Source organism: Micromonospora sp. SYSU B005 (genome assembly GCF_055362685.1).
The window spans coordinates 43,566-59,830 of sequence record NZ_JAXCFU010000010.1 but is presented as its reverse complement, the minus strand read 5'-3'; the positions used below and the strand labels follow the sequence as shown (position 1 = coordinate 59,830).

Annotated in this window: 10 protein-coding genes; 5 read left to right on the top strand and 5 right to left on the bottom strand. The window is 73.5% G+C overall.

All coding sequences use genetic code 11. The features are described from left to right. Nucleotides 1-17: 17 nt before the first annotated feature. The 3 genes from SM452_RS22095 (at nucleotide 18) to SM452_RS22085 (ending at nucleotide 4,599) form a co-directional block, all read left to right on the top strand. Complete coding sequence (locus SM452_RS22095) at nucleotides 18-230, top strand: hypothetical protein (RefSeq protein WP_262014229.1); 213 nt, start codon at nucleotides 18-20, stop codon at nucleotides 228-230. A 203-nt stretch (nucleotides 231-433) separates the two neighbouring features. Beyond that, nucleotides 434-1,816: a glycoside hydrolase family 43 protein gene (locus SM452_RS22090; RefSeq protein WP_355513105.1), complete on the top strand. Its 1,383-nt coding sequence runs from the start codon at nucleotides 434-436 to the stop codon at nucleotides 1,814-1,816. Between the two features lie 41 nt (nucleotides 1,817-1,857). After that, nucleotides 1,858-4,599 (top strand): beta-L-arabinofuranosidase domain-containing protein, encoded by a 2,742-nt coding sequence (locus tag SM452_RS22085; RefSeq protein ID WP_463840588.1) that lies wholly within the window; start codon nucleotides 1,858-1,860, stop codon nucleotides 4,597-4,599. Here SM452_RS22085 and SM452_RS22080 read toward each other — a convergent pair whose 3' ends face one another. The 3 genes from SM452_RS22080 to SM452_RS22070 all read right to left on the bottom strand — a co-directional run bounded on the left by SM452_RS22080 (nucleotide 4,600) and on the right by SM452_RS22070 (nucleotide 8,624). Further along, a complete protein-coding gene (locus SM452_RS22080) occupies nucleotides 4,600-5,403 on the bottom strand; it encodes an endonuclease/exonuclease/phosphatase family protein (RefSeq protein WP_355513111.1) in 804 nt (267 codons plus the stop codon). 114 nt (nucleotides 5,404-5,517) lie between these two features. Continuing rightward, nucleotides 5,518-7,473 (bottom strand): elongation factor G, encoded by a 1,956-nt coding sequence (locus tag SM452_RS22075; protein ID WP_262014225.1) that lies wholly within the window; start codon nucleotides 7,471-7,473, stop codon nucleotides 5,518-5,520. Nucleotides 7,474-7,580: 107 nt separating this feature from the next. Then, nucleotides 7,581-8,624: a hypothetical protein gene (locus tag SM452_RS22070; protein WP_463840587.1), complete on the bottom strand. Its 1,044-nt coding sequence runs from the start codon at nucleotides 8,622-8,624 to the stop codon at nucleotides 7,581-7,583. 63 nt (nucleotides 8,625-8,687) lie between these two features. On the opposite strand from SM452_RS22070, the gene SM452_RS22065 reads away from it, so the two are divergent. Further along, nucleotides 8,688-9,269 (top strand): TetR/AcrR family transcriptional regulator, encoded by a 582-nt coding sequence (locus tag SM452_RS22065; protein ID WP_463840586.1) that lies wholly within the window; start codon nucleotides 8,688-8,690, stop codon nucleotides 9,267-9,269. A 9-nt stretch (nucleotides 9,270-9,278) separates the two neighbouring features. On the opposite strand, the gene SM452_RS22060 is transcribed toward SM452_RS22065, so the two are convergent. Beyond that, on the bottom strand, nucleotides 9,279-9,794 hold the full coding sequence (locus tag SM452_RS22060; RefSeq protein ID WP_357209671.1) for a DedA family protein: 516 nt from the start codon (nucleotides 9,792-9,794) through the stop codon (nucleotides 9,279-9,281). A 122-nt stretch (nucleotides 9,795-9,916) separates the two neighbouring features. Between SM452_RS22060 and SM452_RS22055 the strand changes: the two genes are divergently transcribed. Next, a complete protein-coding gene (locus tag SM452_RS22055) occupies nucleotides 9,917-12,256 on the top strand; it encodes a lysylphosphatidylglycerol synthase domain-containing protein (protein WP_463840585.1) in 2,340 nt (779 codons plus the stop codon). 2,526 nt (nucleotides 12,257-14,782) lie between these two features. On the opposite strand, the gene SM452_RS22050 is transcribed toward SM452_RS22055, so the two are convergent. Continuing rightward, on the bottom strand, nucleotides 14,783-16,231 hold the full coding sequence (locus SM452_RS22050; RefSeq protein WP_463840584.1) for a family 43 glycosylhydrolase: 1,449 nt from the start codon (nucleotides 16,229-16,231) through the stop codon (nucleotides 14,783-14,785). Nucleotides 16,232-16,265: the final 34 nt, after the last annotated feature.

The window sequence follows — 16,265 nt, the reverse complement described above, 5'->3', positions numbered from 1 at the left end:
CACCCGAGGAGGCAGCCGTGAACGACCTGGACCGTACCGCCGAGACCACCGCCGCGACGACGCCCGTCACCCGGATGCGCCCGCTGCTCTGGCTGGTGCTCGTCGTCGGCGTGGTGGCGAACGTGACGCTGTCGAACGTCCTGGACAACCCGTGGGCCGGTTCGGCCTTCGGCGTGCTGGCGCTGGCGTCCGGCGTGGCCCTTGCCATGAACCACTACCGCAACCGCTGATCCGTCGCCGGCCGGGCGCCGGACAGCCGGGCAGGGCGGGCCGTGAGAACGCGGCCCGCCCTGCGGCGCGTGCGCCGCAGGTGAGCGCGCCACGCTCGCGTCAACGCTGCGGATCGATTGACAGTCAGCTATGTGAACGCCAGGCTAGGGAACGTTGTTAGCGTTAACGCGGCCGTCATCTCCCCGCAGAGAAAGGCCCTCCCGTGCCCCTCACCCGACGCGCGTTCACAGTCGGCGCCCTGTCCGCCGCTGCCGCCGCCACCGGCGCGCTCAGCCTGCCCCGCGGCGCGCTCGCCGCCCCGAACACCGCCTACGCGATGGCCTACTTCACCGAGACGCCGAACGGCGTCGGCGCCGACTACGGCCTGCACCTGGCCGTCAGCCGGGACGGCCTGAACTGGACCCCGCTGAACCAGAACAACCCGGTGGTCACCCCGACCGCCGGGCAGCTCGGCCTGCGCGACCCGTTCGTGCTGCGCAAGACCGACGGCACCTTCGTGGTGCTCGCGACCGACCTCAAGGGCACCAACTGGGGGCTGACCAGCCAGTACCTGCACGTGTGGGATTCGGCCGACCTGACCGCGTTCACCGGCTACCGGCGCATCCGGATGCACACGCTCGACACCCACACGTGGGCGCCGACCGCGTTCTGGGACGCCGCCCGCGGGCAGTACGCCATCGTCTACTCCGCCAACAACGGCCGGGACGTACTGTTCGTCAACTACACGAGCGACTTCCGCACCGTCAGCGCGCCGCAGGTCTACTTCAGCCCGGGCTTCGGTGTGCTCGACGGCGACGTGGTGGTCGACGGCGGCACCACGTACCTCTACTACAAGAACCTCGACGACGGGTACCTGTACGGCGCCCGCTCCACCACCGCCGCGCCGAACAGCTTCACCACGTACACCAGCGGGCTGCGGCAGGGCAACGCGATCGAGGCGCCGCTGCTGCTGCGCACGAACGAGGGCGGCTGGCGGCTGTGGGGCGACTCGTTCAGCCCGGTCAACAACGACTACTACGCCTGGTCCACCACGACCATCTCGGGCAACTCGTGGACGCCGCTGAACCAGCGCGACTACACCCCGCCGCTGAACTCCAAGCACGGCTCGATGATCGGCATCAGCGACGCCGAGTACGCCGGCCTGGTCAACCGATGGGGCACGCCGAACTGGGTCCGGCTCAAGTCGTCGAACCTGCCCGACCGCTACGTCCGCCACGCCGACCGGATCGCCCGCGTCGACGCGTACCCGTTCGACCCCTACCAGGACCAGATGTGGCGCATGGTCCCCGGCCTGGCCGACTCCGCCGGCGTCTCGTTCGAGTCGGTCAACTACCCCGGCAACTACCTGCGGCACTACGACTACGCGGTCCGGCTGGACCCGAACGACGGCACCGCCACGTTCCGCGCCGACGCCACCTTCCACCGCACCGCCGGCCTGGCGGACAGCACCTGGTCGTCGTTCCGCTCGCACAACTTCCCCACCCGCTATCTACGGCACTACGACTACCGGCTGCGCATCGACCCGCTGGGCGCCGGCTCACCCGCGATCGACAGGCAGGACGCCACCTTCCGGGTCACCGCTTAGCCGCCCCCCCACCACCACCGTCCCCCGCCACGGAGGCCGTCATGCCCGCTCCCCTGGTGAACCGCCGATTCCTCCTGCGTACGACCGCCGCAACAGCCGTCGCAGCCACCGCCGGGTCCGTCTCCGCAGGCGTTACGGCACACGCCGCGCTGCCACCGGCCCGCCCCGACATCGGCGTGTCCGCGTACGCGTTCGACAGCGGCCAGGTCCGGCTGACCGCCGGCCGCTGGCAGGACAACCAGAACCGTACGGTCGCCTACCTGCGCTTCGTCGACGTGAACCGGCTGCTCTACAACTTCCGGGCCAACCACCGCCTGTCCACCGGCGGCGCCGCCGCCAACGGCGGCTGGGACGCGCCGAACTTCCCGTTCCGCACCCACATGCAGGGGCACTTCCTGACCGCCTGGGCGCAGGCGTGGGCGGTGCTCGGCGACACCACCTGCCGGGACAAGGCGCTCACCATGGTCGCCGAGCTGGCCCGCTGCCAGGCCAACAACGGCGCGGCCGGGTTCAACGCCGGCTACCTGTCCGGCTTCCCGGAGTCCGACTTCACCGCGCTGGAGGCCCGGACGCTCAGCAACGGCAACGTCCCCTACTACTGCATCCACAAGACGCTGGCCGGGCTGCTGGACGTGTGGCGGCTGATCGGCAGCACCCAGGCCCGGGACGTGCTGCTGGCGCTGGCCGGCTGGGTCGACCAGCGCACCGGCCGCCTCACCTCGGCCCAGATGCAGGCGATGCTCGGCACCGAGTTCGGCGGCATGAACGCGGTGCTGACCGACCTCTACCAGCAGACCGGCGACGGGCGGTGGCTGACTGTCGCCCAGCGGTTCGACCACGCCGCCGTGTTCAACCCGCTCGCCGCGAACTCCGACCAGCTCAACGGGCTGCACGCCAACACGCAGGTGCCCAAGTGGATCGGCGCGGCCCGGGAGTACAAGGCCACCGGCGTCACCCGCTACCGGGACATCGCCGCGAACGCGTGGGCCATCACGGTCGGCGCGCACACGTACGCCATCGGCGGCAACAGCCAGGCCGAGCACTTCCGCGCGCCCAACGCGATCGCCGGCTACCTGCGCAACGACACGTGCGAGGCGTGCAACACGTACAACATGCTCAAGCTGACCCGGGAGCTGTGGCAGCTCGACCCGGACCGGGTCGCGTACGCCGACTTCTACGAACGGGCACTGCTCAACCACATGATCGGCCAGCAGAACCCGGCCGACGCACACGGTCACGTCACCTACTTCACCCCGCTCAACCCGGGCGGGCGGCGCGGTGTCGGCCCGGCGTGGGGCGGCGGCACCTGGAGCACCGACTACAACTCGTTCTGGTGCTGCCAGGGCACCGGGCTGGAGACCAACACGACGCTGGCGGACGGGATCTACTTCCACAACGGCACCACGCTGACCGTCAACCTGTTCGTCCCGTCGGTGCTCACCTGGAGCCAGCGCGACATCACCGTCACCCAGGCCACGTCGTACCCGGTCGGCGACACCACGGCGCTCACCGTCACCGGCTCGGTGGCCGGGTCGTGGACGATGCGGATCCGGATCCCGGCATGGACCAGCGGGGCGAGCGTCAGCGTCAACGGCGTCGCGGCGGGCATCGCCACCACGCCCGGCAGCTACGCCGACCTGACCCGGGCCTGGACCTCCGGCGACACGGTCACGGTCCGGCTGCCGATGCGGGTCGCCACGGTGCCTGCCAACGACGACGCCGCGGTGCAAGCAGTCACGTACGGGCCGGTGGTGCTCTCCGGCAACTACGGCAACACCACGTTGAGCGGCCTGCCCACGCTGGATCCCGCCTCGGTCACCCGTACCGGCACGGGCTCTCTCGCGTTCACCGCCCGGGCCGACGGCGCCACCGTCGACCTCGGCCCGTTCTACGACGCCCACGGGCACAACTACACGGTCTACTGGCGGGTCGGCGCGGGCGGTGGCGGCGGTGAGGCGAGTTTCCGGCTCGCCAACGCGGCGAGCGGGCTGGTGCTCGGCATCCAGAACATGTCGACCGCCGACGGCGGGCTCGCGCTGCAGTGGGGCGACACCGGCACCGCCGACCACGACTGGCAGCTGGTGGTGGACGGGTCGGCGCTGCGGCTGCGCAACGTCAACAGCGGCAAGGTGCTGGGGGTGGAGAACATGTCCACCGCCGACGGCGCCCGGATCCTCCAGTGGGCGGACAACGGCACCGCCGACCACCTGTGGACAGTGGTCGACGTCGGCGACGGCAGCCACAAGTTGCGCAACGTGCACACCGGCAAGCTGCTCGGCATCTCCGGCGGCTCGACCGCCCAGGGCGCGTTCGCCGTGCAGGATCCGGACAACGGCAGCCTGGACAACCAGTGGCGGTTCCTGCCCGACGGCGCGCGGCGGATCCAGAACCTCGGCAGCGGGCTGGTGCTCGGCGTGCAGGACATGTCGACTGCCGACGGCGGGCCGGTCATCCAGTGGGGCGACACCGGCACCGCCGACCATCTCTGGACCGCGCTCGTGGACACCGGCGGCTACCTGCGGCTGCGCAACGGCAACAGCGGCAAGGTGCTCGGCGTCGAGGGTGGTTCGACCGCGGCGGGCGCCCGGATCGTCCAGTGGGCCGACAACGGCACCGCCGATCACAGGTGGCGGCTGCGGCACGGCGGAGGCGGCTGGTTCCGGATCCAGTGCGCGAACGGGGGCCGGGTGCTCGGGCTCAGCGGCGGCTCCGGCGCCCAGGGGGCGCAGGCGGTCCTCGCCGACGACACCGGGGCCGCGCACCAGCGCTGGCGGTTCCTCTGATCACAGGTGACGGCGGGCGCGGACCATGGTCGCCAGCAGCGCCGGGTGGTCTGTCGTCCCGCGCATATCCACCGCGCGGCGGCAGCAGATCGTCACGCCGCCGGACGCCAGGATCTGCTGCCGGGCGCCGTCGTCGATCCGCCGGTAACCGACCGGCACGCACGAGCGCACGTCCGGGGTGCCACCGACGCGCAGGTTGAGGTCACCGCCGAGAACTGTCGGCGCGCTCCCGGCGGCGCCCCGGGTCCCCGGCACCACCGCGCCGAGCAACTGCCCGCACTGGGCCAGCGCCACCTGGCCGCTGGTGTTCGCCAGGTGCGTGGTGCAGGCGTGCAACCGGTCGCCCCGGACGCAGAGCCACACCCGCTCCTCCGGGTCTGCGAGGTCCTGCGCCGGATAGGTGCCCCGGTGCACGGACGATCGCGCGTCCCGGCCGTCGAGGCGGGTCAGCAGCCCGATCCCGTACGGCTCGCCGTTGTTGCACCGGGTGGGACCGCCGGAGGGGCGGTCACCGGCGGCCTGGAACGCGGACACCACGGTGCCGCCGGCGCGGGCGGCCCGCAGCGTCCGCTCCAGCGTCGCCACGTCGTCGCGGCAGATCTCGTTGAGCGTGACCACGTCGGGCGCCTCGGCGGCGATCACGTCGGCGGCCCGCGGGACGGCCCGGCCGGTGTAGCAGCCGGCTCGGCCGCTGTTGCACAGGTTCATCTGGAGCACCCGCAGCGTTCCCGAGCCGGTGGCGCCGGCGTTCGAGGATCCGGCGGGCAGCCCGGCAACGACGAGCAGGCACACCACTGCCAGCACCCGGCGGACTCGCCGGGCGAGGTGGGTGGCCGGCTGCGGGGACAGCGGGGCTCCAACGGGTACGGGCGGCGGCGGGCGCCGGTGATCCTATCCCCGCAGCGCCGCCGTCGCCGCCTACCTCGGTACCGCCCGGAACCACGCCTCCCGGTCGTCCGGGTCGGGTCCGCGCCGGGGCAGTGCCGGCGGTTCCTCGCCGGTGACCGGCGCGTAGTGGTCGAAGGTGGTGGTCAGGACCGCCTCGCCGCCGGTGAGGTCGGGCAGGGCGGCGACGACCCGCGGCACCCGGGCGGACGGCAGGGTGCCGCTCACCTCCAGGTAGCCGCCCGCGACGGCGGTGTCGTGGACCACCGCGCCGAGCCGGCCGAGCAGCGCCAGCACCGTCTCCACCGCGTGCCGGGGCAGGTTGACGTCGAACCGTTCGATCGGCTGGCACACCCGCGTGCCGGCCTGCCGCAGCGCGGCGGCGACCACGACCGGGGCGAGGTTGCGGAAGTCCGCCGCCACCGTCGAGATCGACTTGTCGAACTTCTGGTGCGGCCGGCTCTGCCGGGGCCAGTACCGGGACGCCGTCATGGTGACGGTGCAGTCGGTGACCGGCCAGCCGTGCCGGCCCTGCCGCAGCGCGGCCCGCACGCCCTCCTCGGTGGCGGCGACGAACGCCGGGGGCAGCCGGCCCGGCTCGATCCCGGGCCGGAACCCGATGCCGTGCCCGGCCGGTGCGGCCTCGATGCGCAACCCCAGCCCGGCCAGGTACGGGTTGCCGCGTTCCCGTACCCGCTCCTCGGCGCTGCCGGTGCCGGCGACCCGTTCGATGCAGGCGGTGAGCGTGCCGGAGAACCGCACCCGGACGCCGTACCGGTCCTCCATCAGGGCGGCGAGGACCTCCTTCTGGACCTCGCCGTGCAGGCGGATCACCGCCTCCGCCTGCTGCTCGTCGAGGCGCAGGTCCACCAGCGGATCCTCGTCGGCCAGTTCGGCCAGACCGGCGAACATCGCCAGGCGCTGCGCCGGGTCGACCGGCTCGACGACCGCCTGCCGGGTCGGTGGCGGGAACCGGTAGTCGTGCCGCCGTGGCGGGTCACCGATGTGCTGGCCGATCCGGGCGGACACCCCGCGTACCGCCGCGATCTGCCCGGCGGAGACCGACCGGCGCACCAGCACACCGGCGGGCTCGATGACGGCGATCTCCGTCACCGGCTCCGGACGGCCGTCGCCGAGCCGCACCCGGTCCCGTACCCGCAGACGCCCGGACCACAGCCGCAGCCAGACACGCCGGCCGTGCCCGTCCCGGTCGACGGCGAAGACGGTGCCCGCCGGCGGTCCGTCCCGCGCCTCGCCGTACGGCAGCAGGTCGGCCAGGACGTCGCACAGCCGGCGTACCCCGGCGCCGGTGATGGCCGAGCCGCACACCGCCGGGACCAGGTCGGCGCGGCGCACCGCGCGGCGCAGCGCCCGGCGGACGTCGCGTACGCGGACCGGCCGGTCGGCCAGCCAGCGCGCCGCCACCGCGTCGTCGACCTCCGCCACCTCGGCCACCACCGGCTCGGCGTCGAGGCCCACGGCGTGCACCCTGGCCTCGCGTGTGCCCTGCCCGGTGACAGTGCCGAGCAGGACCGGCCGCGCACCGAGCCGCTGCCGTACCTGGGCCGTCACCCGGTCCACGTCGGCGCCGCCACGGTCGACCTTGTTGAAGAAGAACACGGTCGGTACGCCGATGCGACGCAGCGCCCGCCAGATGGCGACGGTCTGCGGCTGGACGCCCTCCACGCTCGACACCACGAGCACGGCGGCGTCGAGGACGGCCAGGGACCGCTCGACCTCCGCGATGAAGTCGGGGTGGCCGGGGGTGTCCAGCAGGTTGATGCTGAGGTCGCCGATGGTGATCGACGTGACGGCCGCCCGGATGGTGATGCCGCGGCGGCGTTCCAGTTCCATCGAGTCGGTCCGGGTCGTGCCGGCGTCGACGCTGCCCGGCTCGGCCACGGCGCCCGCCTCGTAGAGGAGGCGTTCGGTCAGGCTGGTCTTTCCGGCGTCAACATGCGCGACGATTCCGAGGTTCAACAGGGCCAAGGCGGAGCTCCACGGTAGGACGGGCAAGGGTCCGAAGCGTGGAAGCTGCTCGCATCGTTTCTCCTGGTGGTCGTCGTCGTGGCGGCGCTCGCCGCCGGCGTGCAGTCCTACCTTGCCCGCCCGCCGCGATCGCCACCACCGAATTCGGTCCGGCTCAGCGCACGGGAGCGGCCGTATTCGGCCAGGGCGTGGAAGGCGGCCTTGGGCGTCCACGAGCCGTCCGGCAGCACGCGCACGATCCCCCGTGACGCCAGGTCGTAGTCGTGCGCGGGGTCGCCGGTGGTCGGCAGGTGCCGGTTCGCGAACGTGTACACGAACGCCGCCTCCGCCCCGCCGGCCTCGTAGTCGCGCAGCAGGTCGACGAGGTAGCGTGCCTGGCCTTCCTCGTCGCGCTCCAGTTCCGCGGTGAGCTTCGCCGCACGGCCGTGCTCGTCGTAGGCCACCGGTTCGGTCGCGCCCGCGACGTCGGCCGCGCCACGGTACGTGCAGCAGCCGAACTCGGTCGCCGCGTACGGCTTGCCCTGCCCCACGGCCGCCGCCAGGGACTGCGGGAACGCCGCGGAGTTGGTCGCGTCGCGGTAGCCGGCGTCGCTGGCGATGATGTCGAAGGCCGTCCAGTCGACGTCCTCGAGCGGGATCGAGGCGTACCCGACGGGGCCGCCGAAGCGCTCCCGCACCGCGGGTACCGCTTCGGCGAGGAAGTCGCGCACCGCGGCCCGCGCGGCCGGGACCGCCTCCCGCATCCGCATCGGGTCGGTGAACACCGCCATCCGCTCGGTCAGGTCACGGCCGGGCAGGAAACCGTCGGTGAACAGGGAGATCTCGGAACCGGTGAGGTAGACGACCGGGGTGCCGTCACGCCGCAGCCGCTCGGCCCGCTCGGCGCCGTCGAGCAGGAACGCCATGAGGCCGTCGCGGTCCAGGCCGTTGGTGAACGGGCAGTACCACACCTCGAGCCCCGCCTCGGCCGCCAGCCGTGCGGTCAGCTCCAGCCGGTCCTGCACGCCGCCGGTGACGCGGACCGCGTCGCACCGCAGCTCGTCGCGGATGACACGCAGGTCGCTGCGCACGACGTCGGGGTCGAACGGCTCGTGGGTGGTGGACCCGGCGCTGACGAAGCCGGTGTCGTAGTTCATGCCGAAGACGCGCATCGAGGACTCCACTCTTAGGGTACGCGCCGTACCCTATAAGGTACGGCGCGTACCCTGCAAGGCATGAGCAGGAGGCGGCGGGGCGAGGAACTGGAACAGGCGATCCTGCGGGCCGCGGCGGAGGAACTGCGCGAGTCCGGATACGCGGGGATGACGATGGACCGGGTGGCCGCCCGCGCCGGGACCAACAAGAACGCGATCTACCGCCGATGGCCGCACCGGGCGGCGCTGGGCGTCGCGGCGTACCGCCACCTGACCGACGCGGCCATGCCGAACCCGGACACGGGCACGCTGCGCGGTGACGCGCTCGAGATGCTCCGGCTCGCGAACGAGACGTGGTCGTCGCCGCACGGGGCCGTCCTGCGCGGCCTGCTCGCCGCCGCGGCCGACGACCCGGAGCTGCTCACCCTCATGCGCGAACGGTCCGGCGCCGACACCATGGATCGCGCGTGGATCGGGATGCTGGAACGGGCCGCGGCCCGGGGCGAGGCGCCGGCGGCAGCAGTCCGTCACCGGGTGGCGACGGTACCGATGATGCTGCTGCGCGCCGAGTACGCGATGCGCGGCGTCCCCCCCGTCCCCGACGAGGTGCTGGTCGAGATCGTGGACGAGGTGTTCCTGCCCCTGGTACGCGGTCACGACTGACGCCACCGTTCAGCGCTGCGCCGCGCGGCGCCGGATCCGCCAGACCCGCAGCGCCACGGCCGTCGCCCACACCAGCCCGCCGGCCAGGTTCGCCCGGAGGAACACCGGCCACCGCATCCCACCGGTGCCGGCGATCAGGGGGACCACGGCGCGCAGCACCGCCACCCAGCGTCCGATGAGCACCGCCCACGCCCCTCGGCGGGCGACCAGGCGGCGGGCCCGCGCGATGTCGAGGCGTCGGCGCAGCACCCGTGGAGCGCGGGCGAGCACACCCGGGCCGTACCGGCGGCCGAGGGCGTACCCGGCCTGGTCACCGAGGCAGGCCCCGGCCGCCCCGGCGGCCACCACCGCCCACAGCGGCAGCGCGCCACCGTGGGCCACCAGCCCGCCGATCAGGATCGCTGTCTCACCCGGTACGACGAGCCCGAGCAGCGTCGAGGACTCCAGCGCCGGCAGGACGAACACCAGCGTCAGGACGAGGACCGGCGGCAGCCCGACGAGCGTCTGCACCACCGTGTCCACCACCAGCTGATTGTCGCCCCCGACGGGTTGACCGGTGGCGAACCGGAGCATCCGCCGGGGCGGCGATCCGTAGGGTTCGGGTCGACAGCAGGCATCTGCGCCGACTGAGGGGCGGCCGAGGACCGGTGGCAGCGCGTACGCATCGCCCGTCGCCCGCCCTGCTGGTCAGCCTGGCCGCCTCGACCGGTCTGCTGACAGCGCTCAGCGCGGCCGTCCGGAGCCACCGGGTGCCGCCCTGGGAACGGGACCTGTTCGCCCTCCTCAACCACCTTCCCGCCGGGCTGACTCCGGTCCTGGTCCTGGTCATGCAGCTCGGCTCCTACCCGGCGGTGTTCGTCGCCGCCACCGCAGCCGTCCTGGCCCGCCGGATCGGCACGGCGTGGAGCCTGCTGCTGGCCGGGAACCTGGCGTACTGGCTCGCGGTCGCCGCCAAGGCCGCGGTCGCCCGGCAGCGGCCGGTGGCGTTGCTCACCGATGTGGTCCTGCGGGAGACGATCAGCGGCCGGTACGGATACCCGTCGGGACACGTCGCGGTCGCCACCGCCCTGGCGCTCGTCGCGGCGCGGGCCGGGGGCACCCGGTGGCGCCGGGCGGCCTGGGCGGCGATCGCCCTGGTCGCCGTGGCCCGGATCCACGTCGGGGCGCACCTGCCGGTCGACGTGGTCGGCGGGTTCCTCGTCGGCTGGCTCGCGGTCTGCGTGACCCGGCTCGTGGTCGGCGAGGTCGGGCCGCAGCGGTCGGTGCCCGCCCTGCGGGCGGCGCTGCGGCGGCGCGGGATCGACGTGGCAGGGCTGACGCCGATCCACGGTGACGCCCGGGGTTCGCAGCCGTGGCGGGCGGTCACCACCGGCGGGCGGCGGTTGTTCGTCAAGGTGACCGGCGGCGAGCAACGCGACGCGGACTGGGCCTACAAGCTCTACCGCAGGGCGCGGTACCGGCATGTGGCCGATGCGCCTCCGTATCTGAGCGCCCGCCAGCAGAGCGAACACGAAACCTGCATGACCCTGTTGGCCGAGCGCGCCGGCGTGCGGGTCCCGGCGGTCGTCACGACCGCCGCCGTGTCCGGCGGCGACGCCGTCCTGGTGCAGGAGTTCGTCGACGCCGCCCCGCTGCACGCCGTCGTCGGACCGGTCCCGCCCGCCGCCGTGCGCGACGCGTGGAACCAGGTGGCTCGCCTGCACCGGGCCGGCATCGCACACCGCGACCTGCGCGCCGCTAACGTGCTCGTCGGCCGGGACCACGTCCACCTGGTGGATTTGGGCTTCGCCACCGACGACGCCCCGGCCGACCAGCGGGCCCGCGACGTCGTCGAGCTGATGGTCGCCCTGTCCACGCGGGTGGACCCCGCCGCTGTGGTCGCCGCCGCGGTCGACCGTCTGGGCGCCGCGGCGGTCGCGGACAGCGTGCCGTTCCTGCAACCCGCGGTGCTGTCCCGCGCCGGCCGCAGCGCCCTGCGCGGCCGTACCGGCATGCTCGACAGCCTCCGCCAGGAGATCGTGCGGCGCTGCCCCGACCGCGACCGCCGGGCGGCGAAGGTGGTCCGGTTCAACCGCCGCACCGTCCTGGAGCTGCTGATCCTGGGGCTGATCGTGCACCTGCTGCTCCCGCAGCTCGGCGAGATACGCACGGCGGCGCGGCTCATCCTGCACGCCGATCCGCTCGCGGTCGCCGCGACGCTGCTCGGCTCCGCCCTGACCTACCTGCTCAGCGGCGTCGTGCTCCGGCTCGCCGCGGCCAAGCGGATCCCGCTGGGCGAGGCCACCCTGGTGCAGGTGGCCGCGTCATTCGCCAACCGGCTGGCTCCCGGCAGCCTCGGCGGCGCCGCGCTCAGCCTGCGGTACCTGCACCAGAGGGAACTCACCACCGCCGACGCGGCCACCGCCGTCGGCGTCTCCCGCGCCGCCGGTGCGGTGTCGGTCGTGCTGCTCCTGCCGGTGCTGCTGCCGTTCGCCCGCCGGCCCGCCCGCATCCTCACCCATGACGCGACCAGAGCGATACCGCTGCTGCTGGGCGCCCTGGCCGTGCTGCTCGTCCTGGCGGCCGTCCTCGCCGCGCCACGGCTCCGGCGGCGCGGACGCGACGCGGCCGGCCAGGTCGTCACCGCCCTGCGCGCCCTGACCCGTCAGCACGGCCTGTGGTGGCTGGTCGTCGCGTCCACGGCGCTCACCCTCACCTACGGCCTCTGTCTCTACCTCGCGCTCCTGGCCACCGGCCCGCTCCCCCTCGCGCACCTGCCCCCGGTGATCCTGGTCTGCCTCGTCGGCGAGGGCGTCTCGTCCGCCGCGCCCACCCCCGGCGGGCTCGGCGCCACCGAGGCCGCGCTCGCGTCCGGGCTACTGCTCTACGGAGTGCCACTGGACGCCGCCGTCGCGGGCACCCTGATATACCGTCTCGCGACGTTCTGGCTCCCGGTACCGCCGGGGTATCTGGCCTTCCGCCTCCTGACCCGCCGCCGGCTGCTGTGAGCGCCGGCGGCCGCCGGTCGTCGCGGTGGCCGGCACCGGTACGCGGGGCGGCCTCAGCCGGGGGCGTCGGCCCGGATGTCGTCGACGAGTTCCCGCACGGCCTCCCGGTACTCCGGCTCGGTGTGGTAGTGCCAGTGGCGTTCGACGGGCGGCGGCACGGTGTCCGGCGCCTCCACGACGACGCTGCGGGGGTCCCGCAGCCGGACGTCGACCCCCCGGCGGCCGGGGGCAGGTGGGCCCGCAGACCCGGGTCGGCGAAGATCGGACCGCCGATCGGATCGGTGTCGCGCCACAGGTTGCGCCAGCGCCAGCCGATCCGGTCGCCGACGTCGCGCAGCGCCTGCTCACCGAGATACGCCGGGTAGAGGCGGGCGTAGATGCGGTGCAGCGGACTGCCGTGGGTCAGCAACGCGACGTGGGGCAGGGCCTCCGGCGGCAGTTGCAGGACGGTGGCGGCGGCCAGGACGGAGCCGTGGCTGTGTCCGGAGATCACCACCGGGCCCTGCGCGGCGAGCGCGGTGACCCGCCGGGCCAGCTCCGGTACGGCGCGGGCGGCGTAGCACGGCGGCGCGAACGGGTGCACCGTACGCGGCCAGAACGTGCCCAGGTCCCACAGCACGCCGACGAGCCGGCGGGTCTCCGGCGACCGGTACGCCCGGTAGCCCAGGATCAGCAGCCCGATGACGAGCAGACTGATGACCCAGATGCCGACGTCCGTCACGTACGCGGTCAGCACGGCGAGCGTGTCGTGCCGGCGGCCGAGGCGGGCGACGAGCTGGGTGGGGCCGATCCCGATCAGGTCGAGCGCGACGGTGGCGAGCCCGACCGACGAGATCACGAAGAACGCCACGAATGTCGGCCCGAGTTCGTCGGTCACGAAGGACCGGGCGATCGTCGAGCGGACCGCGTCGAGTCGTGGCGTCGCCTCGGCGGGCGCGTCGGGATAGTCGCGCTCGACCACGTGTCGCGCGTACGCCCGCCGACGGTGCCGGGCCACCGGCAGGGTGACGGCGATGGCCGCGCTGACGACCAGCAGAGCGGCGAGCCCGGCCAGCGCCGCCCACCAGTACCCGACGGGTGGTTCCAGCGGTCCCAGGGCGGGCGGGTTGTTCCGGATCGGGTCGGGGATGCGGCCCCGGTCGAGCTGGTCCGCCGTCCGGAACACGAGCGTGGCCGTGTAGGCGGAGGCGACGGTGACCGACATGGCGGCGACCAGCGGTGTGCCGAGCCCGCGGAGCAGGGCGCGGGAACCGGCCGGCTGGGCACGCCGGCGCGCGAGCGTCACCGCGGCGATCAGGACCAGCAGCAGCCCCTGCGCCGCGACCAGACCGGCGACGGCGCCCTCGTAGCCGGGCATCTGCCCGGCCGGCACGGGAACCTCCCTCCGGGACACGGCGTACCCCAGGCTCGACACGGTGGCGACCGCGACCAGGATCCAGACCACGCGGCGCAACGGTCCGGCCCACCCGGCGGGGACGGTCACTGTCAGCAGCACGGCGCAGAGGGCCACGAGCCCGGCGGCGAGGCCGAGCAGCCCGACGGCGACGGCGCTCCACCGGCCGTGCGACACCGCGACGACGAGGCTGACGCCGACGGTGCCGGCGCCGAGACCGGCGTGGATCTGGCGCAGCCACGAGGTCATCCGCTCGTCGTGCCAGACGCCGGGGGCGGCGAGACTCCCGGTCGCCTCCAGGAACCGCCCGCGCGGCGGGGCCGATCCGAAGCCCTCGAAAGCGGCGGCCGACCGCTTCCCGACGGCCCAGAACACCCGCAGCGCCAGCAGCGGGACCAGTGCCAGCACGGCCAGGCGCGGGCCGATCGGCAACGCCACCAGCCACGACAGGTACGGTCTCCCCTCCCGGCACTCGGCGTACGGGACGCACTGCCAGCCGGTCAGGTTCATGGTGACCCCGACCAGCGCCAGCGTGAACGCCACGGTCAGCGATCCGGCGAGCAGGCGGCACAGCCCGCCGAGCAGGCCGTAGCGGTCCACCGGGGTGGAACGCATCCACACCGCCAGGTTGCTCAGCATGAACGGCAGCAGCACCAGCATCGACGCCGTACGCACCGCCACCCCGGCGGTCAGGGTCCCCCAGCGGTACGCCTCCACCACCACCCCGGCTGTCGCGCCGCCGGCCGGGCCGAGCCCTTCCCGGACCCGGTAGAACCCGGCGTGCCCGTCGCCGGCCACGCGTACCACGATGGGATGGTCGACGATCGTCTCCGCCGACGCGCCGGACACCCCGTGGATGCGCAGCTCGACGCCTCTGTCGCCGCCGGGTATCTCCACGATCGAAGCGTCACAAAGACGGCCCGTCCCGCGCTGCCGAACGCGGAACACCGCGGACCTCACGCCCTGCGGGCAGTCCCGCCGAACAGCCGCATGTCGATCTGCGCGAGCGTCAGGTTGTTGACCTCTCCCAGACCTCCAGTGCCCTGCCGGAGTGCGTGTTGATCAGCCGGATGTGGCCGCCGTCCGAGTAGCGCACCTGGAACTGCTGGTTGGCGGCAGCGGTTGTCGGGCGTTCACTCCAGGTGGAAGGTGGCCGCGGCCCGGTCCGCGTCGGTGGCCACCGTTTCGAGCTGGAGCAGGCCGTCCCGGTGGCGGACGTACCGGCCGGGGTAGTTCTGCGATTCGAGGGACAGCCCGTCGGCCGCGGCCAGGCCGGCGCGGCGCTGGAAGCTCGCGTCGTTGTCGAACAGGGCCGAGCCGTCGTCGCGTTCGACGTAGAGCGCGAAGGCCCGGTGCCGCAGGTAGTAGCCGGGGAAGTTCGTCGACTCCAGCGACACCGATCCGGCGCCGGCCAGGCCGGGGACGACGCGGAACTGCGAGTCGGCGAGGTTCGTGACGTTCGGTTCGACGCGGGCCCGGTAGTCGTAGTGCCGGACGTAGCTCGCGGTGAGGTCGTGCGGGCGCAACCGGACCGGGGTGGCCCCGTCGGGTACCGGGATGCCGAGGTTCGGGGTGCCGTCGGCGTTCCAGTACAGCTTCTGGATCCGGGTCCGCCGGTTCGGGTCGTTGAGCGGATCACCGCTGATGTCCCGGTAGTTGCGGTCGTGGTAGACCAGGATGTCGCTCTGCCCGTCCTCGGAGACGGTGAACGAGTTGTGGCCGGGGCCGTACTGGCCGGTGGCGGCGTTGCTCGCGAACACCGGGGTCGGGCTCTTGGCCCAGGAGGCGGGGTCGAGCAGGTTCGCGCCGGCCGACGCGGTGAGCATGCCGAGGCAGTAGTTCGCGTCGGTGGCGCTGGCCGAGTACGTGAGGAAGACCCGGCCGTTGCGCTGGATCACCGTCGGCCCTTCGGCGACGCGGTAACCGCGGGTCTCCCAGTCGTACGTGGGCACGACCAGCCGGGCCACCGGGCCGGTGATCTGCCACGGTTCGGCGCCCATCCGGGCGAGGTAGACGTTGGAGTTGGTGGCGATGCCCGGTTCCTGCTGGGCCCAGGTCAGGTACCGCACCCCGTTCACCACGAACGTCGAGGCGTCCAGGCTGAACGTGTCCCACGGCGTGGTGATCCGGCCGCGTTCGGTCCACGAGCCGGTCAGCGGGTTCGCGCTCGCGTTCTCCAGCACGTACATCCGGATCCGCCACACGTCGTCGGTCCGCCCGGCGGCGAAGTAGACGTACCACTTGCCATTGATGAAGTGGATCTCCGGGGCCCAGATGTGGGCGCCCATCTCGCCGCTGGTGTGCCGGCGCCAGATCGTCGTCTCGGTGGCGGTGGCCAGCCCTTGCAGCGTGGTGGCCCGCCGGAGCACGATCCGGTCGTACTGCGGCACCGTCGCGGTCATGTAGTAGTAGCCGTCGGTGTGCCGGACGATGTGCGGGTCGGCCCGCTGGCCGACAAGCGGGTTGGTGTAGCTCACCGCGGGCGCGGCCTGCGCGGGGCCGGGCACGGCGAGGCCGGCCGAGGTGGTGAGCAGCGCGAGCGCCGCGGCCAGGACCGGGCGGAGAAGGTGCCGAGGCGACATACGCGCCCTCCCAGGTCGGCGAGTTCGTCGGTCC

Bases quoted from the DNA above. Each gene is read 5' to 3' on its own strand.
- SM452_RS22085 (WP_463840588.1), top strand. From the start codon at position 1,858: ATGCCCGCTCCCCTGGTGAACCGCCGATTCCTCCTGCGTACGACCGCC.
- SM452_RS22065 (WP_463840586.1), top strand. From the start codon at position 8,688: ATGAGCAGGAGGCGGCGGGGCGAGGAACTGGAACAGGCGATCCTGCGG.
- SM452_RS22050 (WP_463840584.1), bottom strand. From the start codon at position 16,231: ATGTCGCCTCGGCACCTTCTCCGCCCGGTCCTGGCCGCGGCGCTCGCG.
- SM452_RS22070 (WP_463840587.1), bottom strand. From the start codon at position 8,624: ATGCGCGTCTTCGGCATGAACTACGACACCGGCTTCGTCAGCGCCGGG.